Here is a 23,723-nt window from a genome sequence, read left to right on the forward strand (position 1 = left end):
GCTACCGAATGGTTCCTACATTGATAAGTAAATCGCTCATACCGACAGCCAGAACGGGTACCTGAGCGAGTAAGCCGTCGCTCAGTGGTCGTGATCGTGGTCGTGGTCGCTACCGCCGTCGCCGGAGAAGCCGCCGCTCCCGGCGACCAGCGCGTCGGCGTCGCCGTCCATCATGTCCATGTTCTTGAGGTTGTCCCGCTCCTCGAAGTCGATGATAGCGTCTTCGAGGTCCTGTTGCGTGAGCGTGGTGCGTTCCTCGGTTAGCGCGTTGAGGACGGCCTCGCGGAGCACGAGCCGGAGGTCGCTCCCGGTCAGCCCCTCGGTGAGTTCCGCCAGCGTCTCGGGGTCGAAGTCGTCGATCTCCATCTGCTGGGTGACGATGCGGAGGATATCCGCGCGCATGCCGCTATCCGGCTTGGGGAAGTTGACGATCTCGTCGAAGCGCCGCCAGGCGGCGGCGTCGAGCTGGTCGGGGTGGTTCGTCGCGCCGATCAGCAGTACTTCGTCCTGGATGAGCGAGATCTCGTCGATGCTCTTGAGCAGGGTGTTGACGGCGCGCTTGATGGCGGCGTGTTCGTCGGAGGAGCGGGTCTTGGCGACGAAGTCGAACTCGTCCATGAAGAGGATACACGGCGAGAGCCGCTTTGCGACCTCGAACACCTTCTCGACGTTCTTGGCCGTCTCGCCGAGGTACTGGCTTGTGATCATCGACAGCTTCACCTCGACAAAGGGGAGGTCGAGGTCGTGTGCCAGCGCGCGGGCGACGCTGGTCTTGCCGGTCCCCGGCGGGCCGACGAAGAGGAGCTTCCCGATCTCCCGCAGGCCGATCCGGGCGAGGTAGTCGCGGTGTTCGATGGCCTTGACGATCTTCTGTATCTCGTCTTCCTGGTCGGTGGTCAACACCAGGTCCGCCAGCGTCATCTCCACCTCCTCGGGGGCGCGAACGTCCACGAGGTCCAGCATCTCCTCGTCGTCCTCGTCGTCGGTGTCGAACGCCTCCTCCAGTTTGGCGTCGATGAACGCGCGGTCGGCGCGGGACGGTCGGTTCTGCTCGCGGGCACGCTCGTAATCAGCGCCCTCGACCTGGTCCTCGAAGGCTTTCGCCAGGACCGGGTTGTCTTCGAGGTCCGCGGCGTCGACCCGTTCGAGGAACCACTCCTCGGCGAGGTCGCGGTCCGTCATGGAGATGCTCCCCGAGAAGTCGTCGCGGTCGGTGAACATCAGGCCGGAGATGGCCGCCCAGGGGCGCTCGACGCCGGTGGCCTCGCTCGCGGTCGTGTTGGTGACCGACAGGGGCCGCTCGATCTCGCCGTCGCTCCAGAAGACGGAGCGGTACGAGGCCGGCAGGTCGTCCGGCTCGAAGTCCCGCCGCTCGCTGTAGATAGTGGCCGTCAGCAGAAACTCAACGACATCCAGTTCCGGATTGCTCATTCCCACTGATGTTACCACGCAACCGGTATAAGTTACTCGAAGCCCCGGTGACCGACACCAAGGTAATGTACCCCCTCTGTGTACTCCGAACGTGGCAACTGATAACGCATTAATCTCGGTGTATCGGAACCGCATCGGTGACCCGACGACCGACGACGAGGTTTACGGGTACTGGCTGTTCGTCATCGGCATCGTACTCGGTATCGTTGGCTTACTGCTGTTTTATTTGACAGCGTCGCGGAGTACACCCCGACAGTTCGGCTATCTCCTCGGTGCGATTGGTCTCATCTCGCTGTTTGCGGGCCCGACAATCAGACTGCCGCTGACACGGCGTGGGCTGATACTCACATATCTCGGCGCTGTGGTCGGGCTGGTCGCGATGGTGTGGTTCACCACGTTCTATCCGTCGAACTGGACCGGCCCCGAGGGGAACCCGGCGGTGACGCTGTACATCGTCGGCCTGGCGCTGATGGCCGTCGGTGCCGTCGTCTCCCCGCTGTTGACCGGCCGGAAAGAAGCGTACGACGAGGCCGTACGGACGGCACAGGAAGCAACCGAAGTGGCCGAGCAAGCCACACAGGAGGCCGAAACGGCCACCCACGAGGCCGAGACAGCCTCGCGGGAAGCGACACAGCAGTCACAGGTCGCCGAGCGGGCGACCCGCGAGCGGGACACGCTGGCCAAGAAACTGGCGACCAGCGAGGCCGCCCGCGAGGAGCTGTCGACCGTGACCGAGGCGACCGAGGCGGAACTGGCTGCGGCCCACGCCACCATCGCAGCCGCGATGGACAGCAAGGCGACGTTCGAACTGTACGAGGACAACGCCGGGAAGTACCGCTGGCGGCTCCGCCACCGGAACTCGAACGTCATCGCCGACAGCGCACAGGGGTATTCCTCGCGTCAGAAGGCGATGCAGGGACTCCGCAGCGTGCAGTCCAACGCCGCCGGCGGGGCTGTCGTCTTCTTCGAGGACGCGACCGAGGACGACACCGCCGAGGACGTGCCGGTCGTACCGGCTCCCGAAAGCGACGCTACGTTCGAACTATTCGAGGATTCGGCCGAGGAGTTCCGCTGGCGCTTGCGCCACGACAACGGCAACATCCTCGCCGACTCCGGCGAAGGGTACAGCTCCCGGTCGAACGTCCGTCGGGCACTGAAAAGCGTCCGCGCGTACGTCCCCGGTGCGGCGTACCTCAAGGTCGATCCGGTGGCCTACGAGGTGTACGCCGACGCCGCCGGTCAGTTCCGCTGGCGGCTCCTCCACCGCAACGGCAACATCCTTGCTGACTCCGGTGAGGGGTACAGCTCCCGGTCGAACGCCCGGCGGGCGGCCCGTCGAGTCAGCGAACTCGCACCAGACTCCGCGGTCGATGACCGTTTCGAGGTGTACGAGGATGCGGGCGAGGAGTGGCGCTGGCGGCTGCGGGCCGACAACGGCGAACTCGTCGCCGACTCCGGCGAGGGGTACGCAAATCGGTCGAAAGCCATGGATGCCGTCGAGCGGGTCCAGTCATACTCGGCCGACGCCGACCTGCTGGAGATCGGGAGCGCGGCGTTCGAGGTGTACGAAGACAAGGGCGAGGAGTGGCGCTGGCGGCTCCGCCACCGAAACGGCGAGATCATCGCTGACTCCGGCGAGGGGTACGCCGAGCGCAACAAAGCTGTCGCCGCCATCGAGCGGATCAAGCGCCACGCCCCCGGTGCAACACAGGAGGAATAGCGGCGACCGAACGCCCCGGCGGGCGGTTCTCCGTAGCGAGGAATAGGCGAATTAATTAAACAGGTTTCGGCCGAAGTTATATCTATATGACAATAGATGCCCTCGAAGCGGCCGGACTCACGCGCATGGACGACAGCAACATCGCGGCGTTTCTGTCGAACCAGCGGGTCGGCGTGCTGGGCCTGCCGACCGAGAACGGACCGTACATGGTTCCCCTGTCGTTCGGATACGATGGTGACCGCCTGCTGTATTTCACCTTCATCGGTGGGTCGGCAAGTCGCAAACAGCAGTTGACCGAGGCGGCAGCGGACGCGGCCGTGCTCGTGTACAAAGTCGAGTCGATGTTCCACTGGGAGAGCGTCCTGTTACAGGGCGGTATCAAGGCCGTCCCCGAGTCCGAGTGGGACGACCTCGCGGACGTGCTCGATACGGCGTGGCGACCGGAGCTGTTCGAGGACGCTATCGAGGACGGTGACATCGCAGTCTATCGGTTCCGCATCGACGAGAAGGAAGGGCTCAGACACGCCGGTCTCCCGCCGGGGTTCGAGCAGGAGTGAGGCCACTGCCCGGCTGTTGCGGGGGGCGGTTGACCCGGTCGGAGACAACGGTTCCCCCACTGTGTCGAGTTTGTCAGGTTTTAACATAGGCCGAGACGTTCCGTTGTCCATGCCCACACCTGTCATCGTGGACGCAGTCAGAACGCCACAGGGAAAGGAGGACGGCGCACTCGCCGGCGTCCGGAGCGAAGACCTCTCGGTGCCGCTTATCAACCAGTTGCTCGCGTCGACCGGCGTCGAGGCCGAGGACGTCGACGACCTGCTATGGGGATGTGCCCAGCAGCGCGGGGAACAGGGCAACAACATGGCCCGGGTCATCGCGCTGTTGTCTGACCTCGGCGAGAGCGTCCCCGCATCGACGATCAACCGCTGGTGTGCGTCCTCTGCCGAAGCGCTGATGCGGGCGGCCGACGCCATCGCGGCCGGCCAGCGTGACGTGCTCATCGCCGGCGGCGTGGAGTCGATGTCCCGCGTGCAGATGGACGAAAACACCCACAACGTCCACCCGCGGCTGGCCGAACACTACAATATCGGCGAACTCCAGATGGGAATGACCGCCGAGAAGGTCGCCAGCGAGATGGAGGTCGCCCGGCAGGAACAGGACGAGTACGCGCTCCGGAGCCACCAGCGGGCCGCCGACGCGACAGAATCCGGTCGTTTCGACGACGAAATCGTCCCGATCAATACCGAGGACGGACAGCTCGAAGCGGACGAGGGTATCCGCCCCGACACCACGCTCGAAAAGCTGTCCCAGCTACCGACGGTGTTCAAGTCGGACGGGTCAGTCACACCCGGCAACGCCTCGCAGGTGTCCGACGGCGCGGCAGGACTGATGGTCACGTCACGAGAGTTCGCTGAGGACCGTGGACTCGACGTCCTGGCGGAAATCGGCTCCCATGAAGTCGCCGGCGTCGACCCGACTGTGATGGGTATCGGCCCAGTTCCCGCCGTCCGCAAACTCACCGAACGGACGGACCGTGAGACGGACGATTACGACCTCGTGGAACTCAACGAGGCCTTCGCTTCCCAGTGTCTGTACTGCCAGCGTGAACTCGGCTTCGACGACGATATCTACAACGTCAACGGCGGCGCAATCGCCATCGGCCACCCGCTCGGGGCCTCCGGCGCGCGCCTTCCAGTGACGCTCGTCCACGAGATGAACCGCCGCGACGCGGAGCTTGGCCTGGCGACGGAGTGTGTCGGCTTCGGCCAGGGTGCAGCCATCGAGTTCCGACTGCCCTGAGCAGTCGCTGCCGGCGTGGGTTCGGTATTCTACCGCAGCACGTCGCTTGTGAATCCGTTATTTGCGAACGTCGAGGCGCTCGCGCGAACGATATTTGAGAAAAGACAGTCGCTAATCGGCAGCCACGTCGCCAGCAGTCGCCGCCTCGGCGGGACTCATCAGCGAGTGGAGATAGTCGTCGAGATCGAGTGCGAAGGTGGCATCGGTCGGGAGGTCGACCCACGAGAACTCGAACTCCGCGCCGCGTTCCTCGCCCGTGCCAGTGACGGTGTGGACCCAGTGATCCCGGGACTCGTGGACGGGGAGGTGGTAGAACGACCGCACGTACCGCTTCGGGGGCGACTGGCGGCGCGTCCAGACATCGGTTGCGATGTGTTGCAGGCGCTCGAAGGAGGCGAGACCGCTCTCCTCGACGGCCTCTCGTTGTACGGCGACCCGCGGTTTTTCCCCCGTTTCAACGGTTCCTTTCGGTATCTGTAGCCCATCGTGGCCCGGCCCGTCGAACACCAGAAGTTCCGATCCGTTTCTGGTGATGTAGGCACAGGCTTTCTTGACGTACGTTGCCCGCTGTGGTTGCATGGCATCCGGTAGCGACGGCGAACATATAGTAGTACCCACATATCTGCCTAAAATCATATTAGGTCATCGGGGGGCAAAGAAGGGTGCGAGTGAGCGCAGGACGCTGGGAACCAGACCGCCACAGTACACCGGGCGCTCATTATCGGTGGCAGACGGGCGCTACGATAGTGGCAGCCCCGGATAGTAGATTCTCACACACTGTGAATTAATTTTGTGTTTTATTACAAGGATTTAAAGAGTGTCAATCGCACATACTGTGTATGGGCAGTCATATTACACCCGAAGAGTGGGAGCGAATCGAAGCATTTGCACAGAAACCGAGCTACCTGCGTCGCCCGGAGCATCTGCGCCCGGAAGAAGCCACGGAGGGCGACGAGGCTGCAGACGGAGCAGTAGCAGGCGACTGACGAGAGTCAGGTCCTGAAGAACGACCACACCGGACCCGTTGTTATCTGTTCTCGGAGGCTTATCAGACTCGGTTCCGTGAAGATAGCCATGAGCCTCAAATCGATGTTCAACGACATCCCGTTTGTCAAGCAGTTAGGGATGGAAATCACGGCCGTCGATGACGGCTATGCGGCAGGCGAACTCCCGCTGGAAGACGGCCACTCCTCGAACCCCGAATCGATAATCGCACACGGTGGGGTCACGTACTCGCTCGTCGACACCGTCGGCGGAGCGGCCGTCGTCTCACAATCGGGTACCGTCTCGCCAACGGTCGATATGCGGATCGATTATCTCGAGCCGGCAACCGCCGATTTACGGACGGAAGCGGAGGTGATCCGGAGCGGCGGGAGCGTCTCCGTGGTCGATGTGGAAGTGTACGACACTGATGGCCATCACATCGCGAGCGCTCGCGGGACGTACAAAACTGATGGTGACCGCGGCGAGTCGCCGTGGACAGAAGGCGTCGACGAGTCAGACGTCACACAGCTTACCGACGACTAGTCGCCGCTAACCATCTTCATACCGTCGCGCACAGACTCTCGACGCCCCAGCAGCGTCACCATGTCGCCCTCTTCGAGGATATAATCCGCTGTGGGCACTTCGGCGTTCTCGTGGAGTTCCCCGCTGACGAGCGCGACCAGACAGGCGTCGGGCAACATCGGCCCGACCTCGCGGATCGACTTCCCGATGAGTTTCTGGTTCTTGACTTCGACCTCCTGAACATCACCGCTCCGACCAACATCGGTCATCCAGTGGGCGATGGCCGGGCGCTCGATCTGGTTGTCGATGGCCCAGGCCGTCGCCATCGCCGAGGAGATGGTTCGAACGCCGAGGTCCTCGAAGGCCTCGACGTTGTCCGGATTGTTCGCGCGGGCGATGACCCGTTCGACGCCGAACTTCGAACTCGCTAACTGTGACACCAGCAGGTTCGCGTCGTCATCACCGGTCGCCGCGACGACGGTTTTAGCGTTTTCAGCCCCGGCCGACCGCAACACGTCGGTGTCGGTGCCATCGCCGATCTCGACGGCGTAGCCGTCGTTGCGGGCTCGTTCGACGATCTCTTCCTCCTCCTCGATGATGACGACGTTTTCGCCCCGGTCTTCGAGGCGTGCGGCGAGCGCTCGGCCCACCTGTCCGCCGCCGACGATGATGACTCGCATTGGTATCACATCCAGTTTTTCCGCGATGAATCGCGCCAGTCCACCCTCGAACAGGGCGGTCGCAAAGATAACGAGAAAGACAGTGCCAAGCAGAATATCCGCTTGCGTCCCCAGCAGTTCAGCCTGCGCCCCGGTGACCTCCTCGGCTGCGGCGTTCAGTTCGACGGCAAACAACGTCGCGACGGACGCCGGAATAATACCGCGCGGCCCGACGAAACTGACGAACAGCTTCTCGCTGGTTGTAAATCGGTCACCGATGGCCGAGACGAACACCAGCAGCGGTCGGATGAGCAGGGCGACCGCGAGGACGACGATGATGCCTGCCAGCCCCACATCGATGAGCGAGGCGAGTTCCAGTTGCGCCGCCAGTGCGATGAACACGAACGACAGCACCAACAGCGTGATGTCGCCTTTGAACTCCTCGATATCCTCCTCGTACGGGTGATCGACGTTCCCGAGCGCCATCCCCGCCGTGGCGGCGGCGGCGACACCGGCCTCGGTCGCTATCGTGTTCGCGCCCGCGTAGGCGATAAGCGCCCCGGCGAGCACGAGCAGTCGGGAGTTCCGCGGTGCGTCACCGGGCGAGAGGTCGACGTACTGGAGGAGGTAGTACACCACGCCGGCGACGATGAGGCCGACGAGTAGCCCCGTCCCCAGTCGGAGCGCAAATCCTCGTAACAGGCTCTCACTGGCAACGGCTGGGTTGACTGTCTCGAAGATGACGACGGCGATGATAGCCGCGGTCACGTCGTTGACGATCCCTTCCGTCTCCAGCGCGGCGGCGACGCGGTCTCGAACGGGAACGACATCGAGAATTGGCGTGATAACCGTCGGCCCGGTCGCGACCAGCAGCGCACCGATCAGGAACGCGAGGTTCCAGGAGACGGCCGCGGAGTTGAACGCGAACTTGACGGCGATAGCGGTACCCACGAGTGCGATAGCCGCACCGACGGTAACGAGCCGGAACGTCGCGGCTGGGGCCTCACGCAGACGGTCGAATCGAAGGTGGTAGGCGCCCTCGAAAACGATGATTGCGACCGCTAACCCGACGATTGCCGACAGCGCCCCGCCGAAGGTGCCGTCACCGATGATGTTCAGTCCGGGCTGGCCGATGATGACACCGACCAGCAGGTAAAAGATGATGCTGGGCACGCGCAAGCGTGCGGCGAGGACCTGTGCAAGGACGCCGAGTCCGATGATGCCGGCGACGAGCGGAATCAGTAGCCCCGAACTACCAGCCACAGTTGGCCTCCATCTGTCCCTCCTAACGCATCGGCCTCGTATAAACGCATTCACTCACCGGCACACCAAGGGTCGATCAGAGGCCACTCGACTATGTGAGCCGGCCCGAGTTCACCGGTTCCGGCTCACCGGGAATTTCACGCGGTCGGGATGCTCGTTGAACCGTTCCAAAATATCCTCGTACAGCGCGTTCCGCATCCGGGTCCCCCGGCGAGGGTGGACGAGATACCGGAGGCGAAGCTCTACCCACGACTCCGACTGGACGACGTTGACCGTAGGCTGTTCGTTCACATCGAGTTCGACCGGTGTCTCGGCGAGGCGGTCGCGGTACTCACGGACCTGTTCGGCCATTTCGTCGCCGAGATGGTCGGTCGCCACGTCGACCATCACCTCCGAGGCGAACTGCAGGTCGGTCTCGTAGGCGACCTGTATCGAGAGCTCGTTCCAGACGTACTGGACGCCTTCGCCGTAGAAGTTGACGACGCGCGAGGACAGTACCGTGCTGTTCGGGACGGTGACGATGCGGCCCGACGGCTGGTTCGAGGAGACGAGATCGCCGTCGATCTCCCACACCTCCGTGACGAAGAAATCGACCGCGACCACGTCGCCGCGCATCTCCTCGATAGCGATGCGGTCGCCCACCTGATAGGGCCGCTTGGTCATGATGTAGAGCCAGCCGATGAGCGAGAACAGGGGTTGCTGGAGCGCGAACGTGACCGCGAACCCGAGCACGCCAAGAGAAAACAGGACGCTCACCCACTCCCGGGTGACGACGCCGAACACCGCTACCATCCCGAGGATGCCGAAGGTCAGCCGGAGGACGTTCCGCACGTCATGTCGGCGGCGTTTGTTCTGCGTGTGGGTGAGGAGGTACGACTGACAGATAGTGTAGCTCCCGTAGAACGCAAGCAGAAGCGATGCCAGCGTCAGCCCCAGCAGTGTGAGCGGTTCGAGTTCCACCCCGAACAGCCGCTCGTCGAAGCCGAATCGGCGGACGAATCGCGAGCCAGCGTACAGGACGACCGCACAGAGCAGCGACACAAAGCCAGTCCGGCGCATACCAGGACACCGTGGGCCTGCCTTGAGAAACCCACCTATTCCTCGCGGTTGTCGAGGGCCACGAGTACCCCACGGACGTTCAGGCGCATCTCCGCGCGGCCCTTGCGCTCGCCCCAGGTGTCGGTGTCGGCCCGCTCGACGAAGTAGTCGATGACCGCCTCGTCGTCGTCGAGCTCCTCGCGCTTGCGCTCGACCTCGGCGACCCATTCGGGTAGTATTTCGGTGTATGTCTCCAGTTTGTCGCCGGTTTCGGCCGGGCCGTAGTGGCCAAACATGAGGATCTCAGGGTCGAGATCCTGTAGCATCGCCACGTCGTCGAGGGCCTCGTCGAGCGTGAAGTTGACCGGTGGCGTCGTGACGTGCATCTCGTCGGTCGACGGCGTGTAGATGCCGGCGGCGTCGGCGGTGAACACACTGTCGACGACGGGGTCGTAGAAGACGACCTGATGCGGGGCGTGGCCCGGTGCATGCAGGACTTCCAGCGAGTGATTACCCAGGTCGATCACGTCGCCGTCGGTTAGCGTCTCGATGCGGTCGTCGGCGACCGGGATCGGCTTCCCGTAGAACTCGATCTGGTCGCCGACGGCGTGTTTGGTCCCCTCCCAGAGCCGCCCGGGGTCGACGAGGTGGCGCTTGCCGGACTCGTGGACGTACACCGTCGCATTCGGGCAGTCCTCGGCGAGGTAGCCGGCCCCGCCGGCGTGGTCCAGATGGACGTGGGTCGTCGCAATGACCTCCAGGTCCTCGGGCGCGATACCGACTGACTCCATCGCCGAGAGGATGTTCTCGTGTCGCGCACCGATGCCGGTGTCGACCAGCGCCGGTCGCTCGGCGTCGATGATGTAGATGGAACCGTACTCGGCTACGTCGTACATCCCGGTGTCGACGTAGTGGACGTCTGTGCAGTCCCCGACCGTCACCTCGTAAACGTCACCGATTCCCATACACCTTCTCGTGACCGGCGGGGGCAAAACCGTTGTGCCGTGGCTGTCGTGACAGTCAGCCATGAGGAAGGGCAAAGCCATTTACCCGGAATCAGAAACACCACTGTATGTACGACGCCGTACTCGTTCCGACCGACGGCTCCGAGGGGTCCGCAACCGCGGCCGAACACGCTATCGACCTCGCACAGCGTCACGACGCGAGTCTGCACGCGCTGCACGTCCTCGAAACCGAGCAGGTCGTCGACCAGATTCCCGATTTCGAGGACAGCAGCATCTTCGACCGCCTCGCCGACGCCGGGCAGCAGGCCGTCGACGACCTGCAGGCGCAGGCCGAAGACACCGATATCGACACGGTGACCACGGCGGTCAAGCAGGGCGTCCCCCACGAAGAAGTCGTGGAGTACGTCGAGCGCCACGACATCGACGTCGTCGTGATGGCGACAGAGGGACGGACTGGCCCCTCCCGGGAACTCATCGGCAGCGTCACCGAGTCGGTAATTCGGGCCTCGCCAGTACCGGTACTTGCGGTCAAGGTTGGCGGCGAAGCATAGCAGGACGACAGGTCGACGGCTGGGGTAGCCCCACCACAGGACCGACACGACTAATTTCTGCCGTCGAGAACCGTCGGCCATGTTATCGAGACAGTTCGTCCGGGAGCACCCCGAGACGGTCCGTGACGCTATCGAGCGGAAGGGCGTCACGGGCGTCGACCTCGACGAAATCCTCGAAATCGACGAGAAGTGGCGGGAACTGAAGGCCGAAGGTGACGGGCTCCGGCAGGAGCGTAACGAAGTGTCGAGCAAGATCGGAGAGCTCAAACAGGACGGCAAGGACGAGGAGGCCCAGGAAGCCATCGACCGCTCGCAGGAACTCAAAGACGAACTGCAGGACATTGAGGAGCGGGCTGACGAACTGGAATCCCAGTTGGAAGACGCCCTGCTCGAACTGCCGAACATCCCCCACGAATCGGTCCCGACCGGCGAGGGCGAGGCCGACAACGTCGAACGCTACCGCGAGGGGTTCGATGACCTGCGGGACCTGCCCGACGAAGTGGTGCCCCACTACGACCTCGGCGAGGATCTGGACCTGCTTGATTTCGAGCGCGGTGCCAAGGTGTCCGGCGGCGGCTACCAGTTCGTCAAGGGCGAGGGCGCGCGTCTGGAACACGCTCTCATCCAGTTCATGCTCGATGTCCACCGCGAGCAGGAGTACGTCGACGTGCTCCCGCCGATTCCCGTCAACTCCGATTCGATGGAGGGGACCGGCCAGCTCCCGAAGTTCGCCGAGGACGCCTACCGCGTCGGGGCCAGGCAGGACGACGACTACGACAGCGACGACCTGTGGCTGCTTCCGACGGCGGAGGTACCGGTCACCAACATGTACCGCGGCGAGATTCTGCTTGACGACGACCTGCCCGTCAAGCATCAAGCGTTCTCGCCGAACTTCCGCCGCGAGGCCGGCGAACACGGGACGGAGACGCGGGGGTACGTCCGCGTCCATCAGTTCCACAAGGTCGAACTCGTCAACTTCGTCCGGCCCGAGAACAGCTACGACCGGCTGGAGGGGCTGCTTGACGAGGCTGCTGAAGTGCTCGACCGCCTCGAACTGCCCTACCGCGTGCTCGACATGTGCACCGGCGACATGGGCTTTACGCAGGCCAAGAAATACGACATCGAGGTGTGGGCACCCGGTGACGACATGGAGGACGGCCCGGACCGCGGCGGCCGCTGGCTCGAAGTCTCCTCGGTGTCGAACTTCGAGGACTTCCAGGCGCGCCGTGCCGGCCTACGCTACCGCCCCGAACGGCACGAGTCCGCCGACTACCTCCACACGCTGAACGGCTCCGGACTCGCCGTCCCGCGCGTCCTCGTGGCGATCATGGAGTACTACCAGAACGACGACGGGACCATCACCGTGCCCGAACCCCTCCAGCCGTACATGGGCGGCCAGGAAGTCATCGAAGGCTCCGAGAAGATCGGCGAGAGCGCCGTCGGAGCTGGCGAAAAGGAGTAGGCCGCCGCGGTCCGCTGTGTTCGGCCGGCGTCCAGTCACTCCTGCATGCGGTGTGTTACACGAAACCACATTTCACTACACTATTACATTCGTTCGTTAGCACCGTCGAGATATGGCTGACGACGCCTTCGGCCGGATAGTACTGGACTTTCATCGCGACGAACTTGCCGAACGACCCCACTACCGACGCGACGACGACGATCTGACCGAGGCGCATCTGGCGGGCTACTTCGAGCCGCCATCGGCGTGGCATCCCATCGAGCGGGACCTGCTCCCGGCGGTGACGGGCCGTGTCCTCGATGCCGGCTGTGGCGTCGGCCGACACACGCTTGCGCTGCAGAAGCGCGGCCACAGCGTGCTGGCCGTCGACCGGAGTCCGGGGGCCATCGCGGTCGCCCGCGAGCGCGGCGTCACGCGCCCCGTGGTCGGCGACCTCCGACGACCGCCGGGCGACAGGTTCGAGACGGTCGTTGCGCTTGGCAAACAACTCGGCCTCGGCAGTTCACTGGCCGACCTCCGGACGACGCTCACCGAACTGGCGGCAGTGACGCGGCCCGGTGGCCGACTCGTCGCCGACATGGACACGCTCGACCGGGCAGACCCGGAGACTGACGCAGCCCACCGCACCCAGCCCGGTGTCGCTTACCGGACCTTCCGCGTCGAGTACGACGGCCTGGCCGGCCCGTGGACCGACCTGTTGCTGGTCACGCCGTCACGGTTCCGCGACGCAGTCAGCGAGACGCCGTGGACCGTGGATAGATTCGTCGGGACCGAGACCGACGGGTCGATGTATGGCGTTCAGCTGTCGCTGCCGGGACAGTGAAATAGCAACTCCGCAAGCGGGCAGGCATCAGCGCGTGTACGTCTCGATGCGCTCGATGTCGTCCCCGGCGAAGGTGAACACGTCGACAAAACCGACGATTCGCTCGCCGTCGGCATCGAGCAGGCGACCGCGGGCGACGACTTCCGCCGTCGCCGTGTCGTCACTGTCTGTTGACTCCTCCGTGTCCTTCTGGCGACAATAGAGACCGTCCAGCGGATGCGTGGTGTCTGTCTGGGGCCGTTCCTCGCGCATGAACTGTACGAACCGGTCCCGGCCGTCGATGGTCTGGTCGGGACGGTCGTGGACGAACGACGGGGCGAGCAGCGAGGCTAGGCGGTCGTAGTCGTCACCGTCGATGGCGTGATAATAGGCCCGTGTCCGCTGGCGGAGAGCAGGTCGCGTCACGGGTCTGATTCGGGTTCGTCAGATGTGTCTCTGTCGCTCTCCGCGTCGGATGGCTCGTCAGTAGCTTCCGGGACCGAATCGTCAGTTCGCTCGGGCTCGGCTGATTCTTCGGTATCACTATCGTCGGCGGCTGTCGGGTCGGCCAGATCCAGTTCGACTGCGTCGTCGGTTTCCGTCACGGAGGCGGCGTCCGGCGACGGGCCGGCAGTCGACTGTTCGCCGTCCGGCGCGTCCTGTGTCGAAGCGTCGTCGTCCCCGCTGCCGACCGTGTCGGGCGGCTCTTCGACCATCGCGGTCGGAGTCTCCTCCAGCGGGTCCGTCGGCTCGGTCTCGGCTTCGCTGGCGGCCAGTTCGGCCTGTATCTCCTCGATATCGGTGTCGTCGACGTCGGAAATCTCTCCTTCTCCGTCCGGCGGCGACGCCGATTCCGACGGCGCGTCGTCGGCCGACGATGCAGTAGCCACAGACGCTGTCGACTGGTCCGCAGGAGCAGGCGTTTCGTCGGACGGGGCCGTTGCTGCTGCTTCCGCCGTCGTCTCCCCGGCTGAGTCTGCCGTCGGCTCATCAGCTGTGTCTCGGGTGTTGTCAGTTGCATCGGCGGGGTCAGGCGATGGCGTCGAATCCAGCATTGACTCGGTAGCCGACGACGCCGTCTCGGAAAGTTCGCTGTCCGTCCGTTCGACTTCCGCGTCGATGTCTACGTCGAGCGATGTATCCACAGCTGTCTCGTCCTGTGTGAGGAACGCCGGCCGGTCGTCGTCCGTATCCGTTTCCAGCGTCTCCAGATCCGGTGGCCACGGACCGTCAGGGTCGGGGGGTTCCCCGTACCCACGGGCGGTTTCAAGCGGCTGCTCTGCATCGTCGCGGAGTTGCTGGCCCTCGGCTCCGTTCCCGCTAGAGTAGGCGCGGGCGGCCTGCGTGAGCCAGTCACTGGCCTGCCACAGCGAGTTCGCCTTCGTCTTTGCGTCCTCATAGATCGGTTTCAGGGACTCGTCGTCGACGAACCGGACAGCGGTGTCGAAGTGGTCCTCGGCGTCAGCGAACTCATCGCGGGCCTGCTGGAAGTCGCCCTGTGCGACCATCCACTCCGACTCGCCGAAGGCACTCATCGCCGACGTGAACGCGCGCCGCCCCTCAGTGTAGTGGGCGTGGCCGACGCGATAGCGGGCAAACGCGGTGTCGTCACCACCGGTGTCGGCGATAGCGTCCTTGATCTCCCCGACACGAGGGAGTGCCTGAAGATCGTCAGTACTCCAGGTGTACTGCACGTCGCCGTCGTGGTCGATGACGACGACAGCACGCTCGATGAGCCGCTGGCCGATATTGTCGATAAAGTCGAGTCCGTACTCGCGGGCGACATCGTGGTCGGTGTCGGACAACAGCGGGATTTTCAGGCCGTAGCGGTCGGCGAAGGCCCGGTGGCTGTACACCGAATCCGGGCTGATACCCAGAATCGTCACGTCCTTCTGCATCGTAAAGAGGTCGAGTTCGTCCAGGTCACAGGACGTCTCGTCACAGGCCGGATTGAAGTCGGCCGGATAGAACGCGAGGATGACTACGTCCTCGCAGAGATAGTCAGACAGTTCGACTCGCTGGGAGTCGCCATCGACGAGCGCCGGCAGTTCGAACAGTGGTGCCGTCGTCCCCTCTGAAAGCACACGTTGTACAACCAAGCCCGGCTATAACAGTGTTTGCACGCTATCACGGAGCGAGGCGCTTTTATCCGCCACGGTGGTAAGGCTCGTGTGGAACTGCACGTCCGGTACGAGGGCGACGACGACCCCGACAAATGTAGCGCGCGGAAGCTGGCCCGGATGGACGAGGCCGAACTCCACCGCGCGACGCGGTCGACGCCGCCCGGCATCGTGCTCAACCCCTTCGCCGAGCAGGCGCTGTCTCCGGCGGACCGACCGACTCCCGGCGACGGCGCTCGCCACAGCCGGCTGGTCGCGCTCGATTGCTCCTGGGAGACCGCCGAACGGGAAGCGTTCGATCTCGAAGGGGTGCACCGCTCGCTCCCGTTTCTCGTCGCCGGCAATCCGGTCAACTACGGAACGGCGTTTCAACTCAATACCGTCGAAGCGTTCGCCGGCGCGCTCGCCATTCTCGGGGAGCGCGACCACGCCGAGCGGATTCTCTCGACGTTCTCCTGGGGCCACACCTTCCTGGAACTGAACGAGGAACCGCTGGAACGGTACGCGAACTGTGAAGATTCGAGCGACGTTATCGACGTACAGGACGACTATCTCGCCGAGGAGTAGTCATTGAGGCGTTGCTGGCTTTTCGAGGAGCGGCGCATCACAGTGTGGACAGGCCTGCCGCGCGTGTGCCTCCAGCACGTCGTCGATGCGTTCTCCGCAGGCTTGACACCGCATGACAATAGTTAGTATCCGGACAATAATGTAGCTTCGGCTTCATTTCTAAGGTCGCTTACGAGAACTCCGTCCCGATTCCGGTCGGCGTGTCAGGTAGGCTGAGCGGGCTCGTCGGCAGGTCCGCGTCGGGGTCGGGGTCGTTGTAGCCGCCGGGCGCGACGTCGTTCGGTCCGTCAGGGTAACACAGCGACGCCAGAGCCTGGATGTGGTCGCGGCCGACGCCGAGTTCGAACTGGCCGCCGCCGTACAGGTCGATGCCGTGTTTCTCGCAGTAGTCGATGGTCGCAAGCACCGATTCGACGGTCCCGCAGCGGGACGGTTTCATATTGAGCCACGACGGCTCGAACGGCAGCAACTCGATGCTCTCGACGCCGGTGATGGGTACATCCCAGGTGACGCGCGCCTCTTGACCGTCGAAAACCGGCCGAGTCGCGTCGGTCAGGTCGGGGTCCTCGACCAGCGCATCCGGGAGGCCGTCGACGACACGGCGGTAGAACTCGGGGTCGGCCTCGACATCGACGTCTGTCCCCTCGTACAACCCTTTCAGGTCCAGCACCCGAACGTCGTAGTCCGTCAGTTTGTCGACGAGGGCGTCGCTCCAGGACGGTGTGGGGTCGAGTTTGAACGAAAGGTCGCCGTAGCGTTCACACAGCATCGCCAGTCTGTCAGCCGTCGGCGGCGTGTCGTCGTCAGCGTTCGAAAGCCGCGTCGAGACGACGAAGTTCACTGGGTCGTACTGCCGGCCAAGCGCCGTCCCGAGGTCCGTGTCGGCCTGCTTCAGCGCCAGGTCAAGCGCCGCGCTTTCGAATCCCCAGCGGCGGTAGTGACGGAACCGCTCCTCGTCTGGTGGTGCGGGCCACAGGTCGGCCTCAGCCAGCGCTTCCGAAAACGAATCGACAGTGTACTCGCCGGCCAGCGGAGTGCCCTCGCCCTGCAACGCATCGCTGTCCTGCAACGCGTCGTGGGCCTCAGTCGTGTACGTCACGTCTTCCCCGCTGCCGGTCTCGCCCGCACCAGAGAGGTGGATAACCGTCGTCACTCGGTCGAATCCGCTGGAGGTCGCCCGCTCACGGCGCTCGAACGTACAGTTCTCGACGGCGACCGGCAGGTCCGCCACCTGATCGTACATACTCCGGCTTCGCCGCTCGGGCATCTAAAGCCGGCGACGGCTAGCGGTGTATTCCTATTTTAAAACCAGAAAGCCCCGTCGCCGTTTAGCCAGCCGACACGGGTGGGACTGAAAGGGGGCGACGCGCTACGGGAACCCCGGCGAAGCAAGCACCACAGGGAGCGGAACGACCGAGGAGCACAGCGAGCCGCGGGACCGTAGCGCGTCGGGGGCTTTCTGGCTACTGCTAGTCAGAGGCGGTTCGCCAGACACAGACCCAGGCCGAAACTCAAAGCTTAAACGCGCGCACCGGGAATGACCGCGCATGGCTAGCTTCGAGACAGCGTCCGACCGACTCCTCAACAAGCAGATCTGCATGCGGTGTAACGCTCGGAACCCAGAGCGCGCACAACAGTGCCGGAAGTGTGGCTACGGCAACCTGCGTCCGAAGGCCAAAGAAACCCGCAGCGCCTGATTTTCGGGTCAGTTGCCGCCGACACCCGGTGGCAGTTCGTCGCCAGCCCGCTACTGACCAGTGGGTTCTTTATCGGCTGACTGGCGGTCGAGCGTCGCCATGCGAACCGACGCGTGTGAGACGATGAGTTCCAGCAGTTTTTGATCCTCTTCGCCGACAGTCGTCTTGTCCGTCGTGACAGAGATGACGACTGTCGTCGTGCCCTCGTCGTCTAGAACCACCGCCGACACGCAATCGGTGACTGACTCGGGGATGTCGACGGGGAACGGCCGGTCGTGAACGGTGACCGCTCCCTGTTCCTGTGTCCGGACTTCCTGTGCGAGCGAACCGACGACGTCGACCGGGACGGTTCGAATCGTATTCGCAAGTGCCACCGCATCGCCGTCCCTGAGCCGGATGACGGCCGTCTCCTCCATACCGGTCATCGTACCGAAGGCCTCGACGACGAAGGCAGCGACGCCGTCGACGCTGGGGGCGCTGGCGATAGCGCGTCCGTAGTTGTTCACGTCGGCCGCCTTCCCGGCAAAAGCCTCGATGCGGTCGCGCTCGGCCGCCAGTTCGCGGAGCCGACTGCGGCTCCGGGCGTCGTACAGGCCGACCAGAACGCCCGCCAGCGCGCCGACAGTGACGAGGTCCACCGTCAGGTACGACGCTCTGGCGAGTGACCCGGACGTCACGCGCTGGCTGAACAACAGGAGTGCTGCCACGGCGGCGAACGTCACGGTTCCGCCGGCGGCCCACGCAGCCACTCGGGACGTGGCTCCCTCGAATGCCGTGTCGCGAGCGAGCCAGACGCCCGCGTACGCTACCGCCAGCCCCATCGCCGCAAAGGGGAGCGCATCGACCGCGACCGCCACCGGAATCCGGGTCTGCTGAATCCCGTGGAGTACCTGGATAGCGGCCAGTACGACGCCGGAAAGCGCCAGGGCCGTCCCCGTCAGAAGTCGCTGGTTCATGGCGTCGAATATCGGCCCTCCCACTAGAGCGTTGTGCCGGTTTCGAGTGGTCACTCGTCGGGATATTTCGGCTCGCGGCGCTCGGCCCGTTCGAGGGCACGTTCGACGACCTCGCGAACGTCGCCGTGGAAGACGCCGCCGTGACCAGAGTACATGTGTTCGACACCTGCCGGCATTCGGTCGAGAATGCGCTCGATGCTCTCGATGAGGCGCTCGCGGGACTGGCCGGGACGGTCCGTGCGGCCGAAGGAGCCGTCGTCGAACGCACCGTCGTCGTGGACGACCACGTCGCCGGAGAACAGGGATGACTCGGAGACGAGCGAGACGTGGTCGTCGGCGTGGCCCGGCGTGTAGATGACCTCACACTCCTCGTCGCCGACCGTCAGCGTGTCGCCGTCAGCGAGTGCGTGGTCCCGACGCGGATGGGAGCCGTAGGCGTACAGCGGCGCGTCGAAGGCGTCGAGGACGGTGTCGAGTCGCTGGACGTGGTCGCCGTGCTGGTGGGTCAACACGACGGCATCGAGCGCGTCAGTCTGCTTGCGGATGACGTCGACGACGCCACGCATCGCGCCGGCGTCGACCAGCGTCGTCCGCTCGCCGGTCGCGAGATAGGCGTTGCAGGTGAACGTCTCGGCCTCGGCGGTGACGTTGTGAACGTCCATACACGACTTCTGTGGCGCGGCCCGCTTGAGTGTACTGTCCCGACCGCCAGTCACTACAGGCGGTTCTGAGACTGAGACCGAAGAACGTCGTGTTAACGCGCTAACACGCTTGAGTCGGCGAGTGATTTTTTACTATGAACGTCATAGTTGTACACGTACCATGGGGTTCGGGAGCTACGACGAATCGGAACAAGACAATCAGGAGTACGACACAGACTTCGAGGACGAGGACGGCCTCGATGCTGAAGAAAACGCCCACGAGGGCGACATCGAGTACGAGTTCACCGCGTCGAACGACGAACTACTCGATAGACTGGAAGACATCAAGAACAACCAGAACACGTGAAATCAGGGGCACGGGCCCTCGGCGTTGCGGAGTCGTACCGGGCGGAAACCAGTCAGTTCGCTGGCGCTGTCGTCCGCGCCAGTCGCGTGGCTGACGGCTTTGTTTTCAGTACTGCCACGGTCGGCGGGAGCGATGCGACCGAGACAGTGTGTGAAATGGTCGACCGACTGGACCGCGAGGACATCCGCTACCTGCTGGTGGCTGGTCTCGCGCCAGCGTGGTTCAATGTACTCGACCTCCGGCAGATTCACCATCACACTGACCTACCGGTCGTCTCGGTCACCTTCGAGTCCTCGCCAGGGCTCGAAGGGGCCATCCGCGAGGCGTTCGACGACCCTGATACCATACAGGACCGGCTGGCGACCTACCGTGCCCAGCCGGAGCGCCGACCGGTGTCGGTGAACGGCGAGACGGTGTACATTCGGAGTGTCGGTATCGACGACAGCGCCGCCGCAGATGTGGTCCGGGCGTTCACGCCGGAGGGGAGCCGTCCGGAACCCCTCCGAGTCGCCCGACTGGCGGCGCGGGGACTGGCCGAGATGGAGTGAGTCGGATGCGGTAGCGTCCGACCGGCGACGGATGACACAGTCCACCAAGATAGTCGAACAAGCCGGAGACCCCTCTGTCAGGAGCCACAGCTAAAGTTATCTATTGCTAAGTTAGATCTGCGGCCCGAAAGCATTTTGATAGCTATTACTGCCTCATCATTGCCTACAGTTAGTAATAGCTAAACATACCCTGATTAGCTGGCACTGTGTTTGTATGCATACAATGGCAGAGAGCAAGACACAGGTGAGGAATGCTGTAGAGCCCGCAGAAACGAACGAACAGACGAACATCGACAGTAATGTGATCCGGTACGAGGGAGACCAGTCGACAGAGCACAGCGTGTACGGCAAGCGCCAGCAGGACAGTCAGCTCATATTCTTCGACGGACAGGTTCCGGACGCAGACACGGCTCGCAACGGCGATGTGCAGGAACAGACGCTGGCCGCACTCGATCAGATTCGTGCGATGGCTGCCGACTCCGGTCTCGAACCGCGTGACCTGCTGCGGACGACGGTGTACCTCACGGAGATGGATCAGCTACCAGCGGTCAAGCAGGCGTACGCGGCGTTTTTCGACTGGCAGCGACCGTCACGGAGTGTCGTCGGCGTTGCAAGCCTGCCGAACGACGCGGCGGTGCAGATCGAAGCAACCGGTGTAAAGCGGTAGTCGCGGCCAGCGTCTTCCGCCGTCGGCCTCGGTCGAATGCCTGCCGGCGGACCGCTGCGTTTGAGAGCCCCCGGTGCAAACGACGGTGCATGGAGCAGATGGACGGCCTCGACGTCGTCGGCTGTGAGCGCTGTGACGACCTCTGTCGCTCGCGCTCGCGCATCGTCAACGGCGTCGGCCCCGCGGACGCGGACCTGCTGTTCGTCGGGGAGGCCCCCGGCGCGAACGAGGACGAACAGGGCGAGCCGTTCGTCGGGCGGAGCGGCGACGTGCTCGACGATGGGTTGCGCGATGCCGGCCTCGACCGCGGCGACGTGCGCATCACGAACTGCGTGCGCTGTCGCCCGCCGGACAACCGCGACCCGCGAACAGGCGAACTCGCGAACTGCCGCGACTATCTGGAGACGGAAATCGACCGGATCAACCCCGAAGTCGTCGTGACGCTCGGGAAAGTGCCGGCCGAGCACCTGCTAGGGCGTGATGTCGCTGTCACCGGCGAAGCGGGCGACGTGTTCGACGTGGCTATCGCCGGCCAGCCGCGTCGCGTTCTCGTCTCCGTCCACCCGGCGGCGACGCTGTACGACCCGAGCCAGAAAGAGACGTTCGAGGCCGCGCTGACGACTGCCGCGGAGTTTACCGACGCCCAGAGCGGTCAGTCGCGACTCGGCGAGTTTTAAGAGAGTCGGATAGTGCGCTCCGGACCGCTAGTTCGCTGCGATGTCCATCGCCTCTGCCTTCGTGTCGACCAGCGAAATGTCGACACCCGAGATCTCGCCGACCTGGCTCTTGAGCGCCATCTTCTTGATCCCCTCGGAGACGATGACCCAGTTCGTGATACCGAATTCCTTGCCCGCCTCAGCGGCCTCCTGTGCTCGCGCGAATACGTCGTCGTTCAGTGACGCCTCCATCTGGAGATTTGAGATGTGCGTATCGACCGCCGGCTGTGAGGCGAGTTCCTCGAACCGTTCATTGACTTTCGCGAACGTCTCGTCCGTCATCTCCATTTCTTCTGGAAATTCAGCAATGAGAACGTTACCATCGACGTGCAGAACGCCTGTAATATCGACCATCAACGGGCTTATGGGGTATATCAATAAAACAGGGGCGGCCTATTTTCATAGTTGATATTCTCCTCAGTTCCGGGTGTCTGACTGTAAGCGGCACCTCCCACCGGACAGTGGGCATGCCGAAGGCTTGTTCGAACAGGAAGTCACTTAGCCCCTGTTCGCCTACAACCCCGCATGAGTGTCAGACAGACGACCGCGGACGTGGTCGTCGTCGATTACGGACTGGGGAACCTCCGGAGCGTCACGCGCGGCCTGGAGCGGGCCGGCGCAGACGTCACCCTCTCGGAGGACCCGGCGGAGTTCGACGCGGCCGACGGTATCGTCCTCCCCGGCGTCGGGGCCTTCTCCGAAGGGATGGACAACGCCGGGCCGTTCCGCGAGGCGCTGGTCGAGCAGGCGGAGGCCGGCAAGCCCCTGTTCGGAATCTGTCTCGGGATGCAGATGCTCCTGACGACGAGCGAGGAGGCCGACCACGAAGGCCAGGGCGACGCCGAGGGGCTGGACCTCATTCCCGGGGAGAACGTCCGTTTCAGCCGCGACCAGACCGTGCCACACATGGGCTGGAACGAACTCGACGTGACGCGAGACCCCCCGCTTGTGGAGGGCGTCGACGGGGAGCACGCCTACTTCGTCCACTCCTACTACGCCGTCCCCGACGACGAGGCTGCGACGGTGGCGACGACGGACTACGGGACGGACTTCGCCTCTATCGTCGCCAACGACGCCGGCAACGTCTTTGGCACGCAGTTCCACCCGGAGAAGTCGGGCGAGACGGGGCTTCGCATCCTCCGGAACTACGTCGACTACTGCCTCGACCACTGAGTTCTGGACTCGGGATTCGTATGTCTACAGGTGATTCTGTCGTTCTGCTCACCGGCGCAGCGTCGGGCATCGGTGCGGCGACGGCGCGGGCGTTCGCCGACGACGGCTGGACGGTCTACGCGACGGACGTCGAGAGCGAGTTTCCAGCGGCCATCCGCGAGCGCTGTCGGTGTCTCGAACTCGACGTGACCGACGACGCACAGATTGAGGCCGTCGTTGGTCAAATCATCACGGAGACCGGCCGGCTCGACTGCCTAGTGAACAACGCGGGCTACGGCGTCGCCGGTCCGGTCGAGGACGTTTCCAGCGACGACGTTCGCGAGCAGTTCGACGTGCTGGTCCACGGGCCACACCGACTTGCACAGGCGGTGCTACCGGAAATGCGAGAACACGGCGGGCGCATCATCACTGTCTCCAGCGTGCTGGGCCACACCGCCTCGCCGGGACTCGGCGCGTATTCGGCCGGCAAGGCAGCCGTCGAGTCCCTGACCGACGCGCTCCGGATCGAGGTCGCCGGCGCGGACGACATCCACGTCTCGCTGGTCGAACCGGCATGGGTCGACACGGGGTTCGCCGACGGCGCGCTGGGGAGCCTGCCCGACGAGGATCGGACGCCAACCTATGACCGGACGTACGACGCACTCGAAACCGGCTGGGTCCTCACCGGCGGGCCGCTGGCGACGACGCCAGAGGCCGTCGCCGCGACGGTCCTTTCGGCAGCGACCGACACCTCTCCGAAGGCCCGCTACCCCGTCGGCACGTTCGCCACGTTCGTCCGGTGGACCCACTGGCTCCCGGCGCGACTTCAGGACCCGATTCACCGCGGCTTCGGCCGAATAAGTTCGTTGCTGGGGCGGTGGCTATGACGCGACTGGCCGACGGCGACCGGGTTCGGCTCTCGACCGGCCACGAGGTGACGCTCCCGTTGGTCACCGAGGCGACGGTCGCCGGCGCGGTGCTCCCGGCGCGATACGACGTTGCCGAGTCGCTGCTGCCCGACGGGCTGACGCCGGTTCGAGCGACGGCCAGCCGGGCCGCAGTCGTGCTCCTGTCTCTTATACACATCTCTGAGCG

Annotated in this window: 27 protein-coding genes and 1 pseudogene; 17 read left to right on the plus strand and 11 right to left on the minus strand. The window is 64.2% G+C overall.

The features are described 5' to 3' along the window. Positions 1 to 81: 81 nt before the first annotated feature. Positions 82 to 1,431 carry an ATP-binding protein gene (locus C444_RS00665; RefSeq protein ID WP_004590180.1) on the minus strand — a complete coding sequence of 450 codons (1,350 nt, stop codon included), beginning with the start codon at positions 1,429 to 1,431 and terminating at the stop codon, positions 82 to 84. 118 nt (positions 1,432 to 1,549) lie between these two features. Between C444_RS00665 and C444_RS00670 the strand changes: the two genes are divergently transcribed. The 3 genes from C444_RS00670 (at position 1,550) to C444_RS00680 (ending at position 4,951) form a co-directional block, all read left to right on the plus strand. After that, positions 1,550 to 3,151 (plus strand): YegP family protein, encoded by a 1,602-nt coding sequence (locus C444_RS00670; protein ID WP_004590182.1) that lies wholly within the window; start codon positions 1,550 to 1,552, stop codon positions 3,149 to 3,151. An 86-nt stretch (positions 3,152 to 3,237) separates the two neighbouring features. After that, positions 3,238 to 3,708 carry a pyridoxamine 5'-phosphate oxidase family protein gene (locus C444_RS00675; protein ID WP_004590184.1) on the plus strand — a complete coding sequence of 157 codons (471 nt, stop codon included), beginning with the start codon at positions 3,238 to 3,240 and terminating at the stop codon, positions 3,706 to 3,708. Between the two features lie 109 nt (positions 3,709 to 3,817). After that, positions 3,818 to 4,951: a thiolase family protein gene (locus tag C444_RS00680; RefSeq protein WP_004590186.1), complete on the plus strand. Its 1,134-nt coding sequence runs from the start codon at positions 3,818 to 3,820 to the stop codon at positions 4,949 to 4,951. A 111-nt stretch (positions 4,952 to 5,062) separates the two neighbouring features. Here C444_RS00680 and C444_RS00685 read toward each other — a convergent pair whose 3' ends face one another. Continuing rightward, entirely contained in the window at positions 5,063 to 5,530 is a 468-nt protein-coding gene (locus tag C444_RS00685; RefSeq protein ID WP_004590188.1) for an NUDIX hydrolase, read from the minus strand. 260 nt (positions 5,531 to 5,790) lie between these two features. Here C444_RS00685 and C444_RS22130 point away from each other — a divergent pair, with 260 nt between their 5' ends. Both C444_RS22130 and C444_RS00690 read left to right on the plus strand, forming a co-directional pair. Further along, positions 5,791 to 5,937, plus strand: coding sequence for a hypothetical protein (locus C444_RS22130; protein WP_004590190.1), 147 nt, complete (start codon positions 5,791 to 5,793; stop codon positions 5,935 to 5,937). 88 nt (positions 5,938 to 6,025) lie between these two features. Then, entirely contained in the window at positions 6,026 to 6,478 is a 453-nt protein-coding gene (locus tag C444_RS00690) for a PaaI family thioesterase (protein WP_004590192.1), read from the plus strand. On the opposite strand, the gene C444_RS00695 is transcribed toward C444_RS00690, so the two are convergent. The 3 genes from C444_RS00695 to C444_RS00705 all read right to left on the minus strand — a co-directional run bounded on the left by C444_RS00695 (position 6,475) and on the right by C444_RS00705 (position 10,382). Continuing rightward, complete coding sequence (locus C444_RS00695) at positions 6,475 to 8,379, minus strand: cation:proton antiporter domain-containing protein (protein WP_004590194.1); 1,905 nt, start codon at positions 8,377 to 8,379, stop codon at positions 6,475 to 6,477. The genes C444_RS00690 and C444_RS00695 overlap by 4 nt on opposite strands. Positions 8,380 to 8,490: 111 nt before the next feature. Next, positions 8,491 to 9,438, minus strand: coding sequence for a mechanosensitive ion channel family protein (locus tag C444_RS00700; RefSeq protein WP_004590196.1), 948 nt, complete (start codon positions 9,436 to 9,438; stop codon positions 8,491 to 8,493). A gap of 35 nt (positions 9,439 to 9,473) precedes the next feature. Then, positions 9,474 to 10,382, minus strand: coding sequence for an MBL fold metallo-hydrolase (locus tag C444_RS00705; protein ID WP_004590198.1), 909 nt, complete (start codon positions 10,380 to 10,382; stop codon positions 9,474 to 9,476). 107 nt (positions 10,383 to 10,489) lie between these two features. Between C444_RS00705 and C444_RS00710 the strand changes: the two genes are divergently transcribed. From C444_RS00710 to C444_RS00720, 3 genes are all read left to right on the plus strand, one after another. After that, on the plus strand, positions 10,490 to 10,933 hold the full coding sequence (locus tag C444_RS00710; RefSeq protein WP_004590200.1) for a universal stress protein: 444 nt from the start codon (positions 10,490 to 10,492) through the stop codon (positions 10,931 to 10,933). 79 nt (positions 10,934 to 11,012) lie between these two features. After that, positions 11,013 to 12,395, plus strand: a complete 1,383-nt coding sequence (gene serS / locus C444_RS00715) for a serine--tRNA ligase (protein ID WP_004590201.1) — start codon at positions 11,013 to 11,015, stop codon at positions 12,393 to 12,395. Between the two features lie 112 nt (positions 12,396 to 12,507). After that, complete coding sequence (locus C444_RS00720; RefSeq protein WP_004590202.1) at positions 12,508 to 13,218, plus strand: class I SAM-dependent DNA methyltransferase; 711 nt, start codon at positions 12,508 to 12,510, stop codon at positions 13,216 to 13,218. Positions 13,219 to 13,245: 27 nt separating this feature from the next. Here the strand turns inward: C444_RS00720 and C444_RS00725 are convergent, their stop codons facing one another. Further along, positions 13,246 to 13,623, minus strand: a complete 378-nt coding sequence (locus C444_RS00725; protein WP_004590203.1) for a nuclear transport factor 2 family protein — start codon at positions 13,621 to 13,623, stop codon at positions 13,246 to 13,248. Then, positions 13,620 to 15,281 (minus strand): redoxin domain-containing protein, encoded by a 1,662-nt coding sequence (locus tag C444_RS00730; RefSeq protein ID WP_004590204.1) that lies wholly within the window; start codon positions 15,279 to 15,281, stop codon positions 13,620 to 13,622. Before C444_RS00730 ends, C444_RS00725 begins: the two co-directional genes overlap by 4 nt. Positions 15,282 to 15,368: 87 nt before the next feature. On the opposite strand from C444_RS00730, the gene C444_RS00735 reads away from it, so the two are divergent. Then, positions 15,369 to 15,884, plus strand: a complete 516-nt coding sequence (locus C444_RS00735; protein ID WP_004590205.1) for a DUF367 family protein — start codon at positions 15,369 to 15,371, stop codon at positions 15,882 to 15,884. Positions 15,885 to 16,053: 169 nt separating this feature from the next. On the opposite strand, the gene C444_RS00740 is transcribed toward C444_RS00735, so the two are convergent. Next, a complete protein-coding gene (locus C444_RS00740; protein ID WP_004590206.1) occupies positions 16,054 to 17,127 on the minus strand; it encodes an enolase-like domain-containing protein in 1,074 nt (357 codons plus the stop codon). Positions 17,128 to 17,431: 304 nt separating this feature from the next. Between C444_RS00740 and C444_RS20955 the strand changes: the two genes are divergently transcribed. Further along, entirely contained in the window at positions 17,432 to 17,581 is a 150-nt protein-coding gene (locus C444_RS20955; protein ID WP_004515982.1) for a 50S ribosomal protein L40e, read from the plus strand. Positions 17,582 to 17,631: 50 nt separating this feature from the next. Here C444_RS20955 and C444_RS00745 read toward each other — a convergent pair whose 3' ends face one another. Both C444_RS00745 and C444_RS00750 read right to left on the minus strand, forming a co-directional pair. After that, on the minus strand, positions 17,632 to 18,537 hold the full coding sequence (locus tag C444_RS00745; RefSeq protein ID WP_004590207.1) for a hypothetical protein: 906 nt from the start codon (positions 18,535 to 18,537) through the stop codon (positions 17,632 to 17,634). A gap of 50 nt (positions 18,538 to 18,587) precedes the next feature. Next, positions 18,588 to 19,199: an MBL fold metallo-hydrolase gene (locus C444_RS00750; protein ID WP_004590208.1), complete on the minus strand. Its 612-nt coding sequence runs from the start codon at positions 19,197 to 19,199 to the stop codon at positions 18,588 to 18,590. 160 nt (positions 19,200 to 19,359) lie between these two features. On the opposite strand from C444_RS00750, the gene C444_RS00755 reads away from it, so the two are divergent. From C444_RS00755 to C444_RS00770, 4 genes are all read left to right on the plus strand, one after another. Then, positions 19,360 to 19,545 carry a DUF5786 family protein gene (locus C444_RS00755; protein ID WP_004590209.1) on the plus strand — a complete coding sequence of 62 codons (186 nt, stop codon included), beginning with the start codon at positions 19,360 to 19,362 and terminating at the stop codon, positions 19,543 to 19,545. Beyond that, complete coding sequence (locus tag C444_RS00760; protein ID WP_004590210.1) at positions 19,542 to 20,093, plus strand: endonuclease dU; 552 nt, start codon at positions 19,542 to 19,544, stop codon at positions 20,091 to 20,093. Before C444_RS00755 ends, C444_RS00760 begins: the two co-directional genes overlap by 4 nt. A gap of 223 nt (positions 20,094 to 20,316) precedes the next feature. Then, a complete protein-coding gene (locus C444_RS00765) occupies positions 20,317 to 20,760 on the plus strand; it encodes a RidA family protein (protein WP_004590211.1) in 444 nt (147 codons plus the stop codon). An 89-nt stretch (positions 20,761 to 20,849) separates the two neighbouring features. Beyond that, positions 20,850 to 21,437 carry a uracil-DNA glycosylase gene (locus tag C444_RS00770; RefSeq protein ID WP_004590212.1) on the plus strand — a complete coding sequence of 196 codons (588 nt, stop codon included), beginning with the start codon at positions 20,850 to 20,852 and terminating at the stop codon, positions 21,435 to 21,437. Between the two features lie 27 nt (positions 21,438 to 21,464). Here the strand turns inward: C444_RS00770 and C444_RS00775 are convergent, their stop codons facing one another. Beyond that, positions 21,465 to 21,830 carry a hypothetical protein gene (locus tag C444_RS00775; RefSeq protein ID WP_004590213.1) on the minus strand — a complete coding sequence of 122 codons (366 nt, stop codon included), beginning with the start codon at positions 21,828 to 21,830 and terminating at the stop codon, positions 21,465 to 21,467. Positions 21,831 to 22,001: 171 nt separating this feature from the next. Here C444_RS00775 and hisH point away from each other — a divergent pair, with 171 nt between their 5' ends. From hisH to C444_RS00790, 3 genes and pseudogenes are all read left to right on the plus strand, one after another. Then, entirely contained in the window at positions 22,002 to 22,649 is a 648-nt protein-coding gene (gene hisH, locus C444_RS00780) for an imidazole glycerol phosphate synthase subunit HisH (protein WP_004590214.1), read from the plus strand. 20 nt (positions 22,650 to 22,669) lie between these two features. Continuing rightward, positions 22,670 to 23,515: an SDR family oxidoreductase gene (locus C444_RS00785; RefSeq protein WP_004590215.1), complete on the plus strand. Its 846-nt coding sequence runs from the start codon at positions 22,670 to 22,672 to the stop codon at positions 23,513 to 23,515. After that, positions 23,512 to 23,723, plus strand: a pseudogene (locus C444_RS00790) (acetoacetate decarboxylase family protein); the annotation flags it as partial. The gene C444_RS00785 and the pseudogene C444_RS00790, both read left to right, overlap by 4 nt.

Source organism: Haloarcula japonica DSM 6131 (assembly GCF_000336635.1).
Classification (GTDB): Archaea; Halobacteriota; Halobacteria; order Halobacteriales; family Haloarculaceae; genus Haloarcula; species Haloarcula japonica.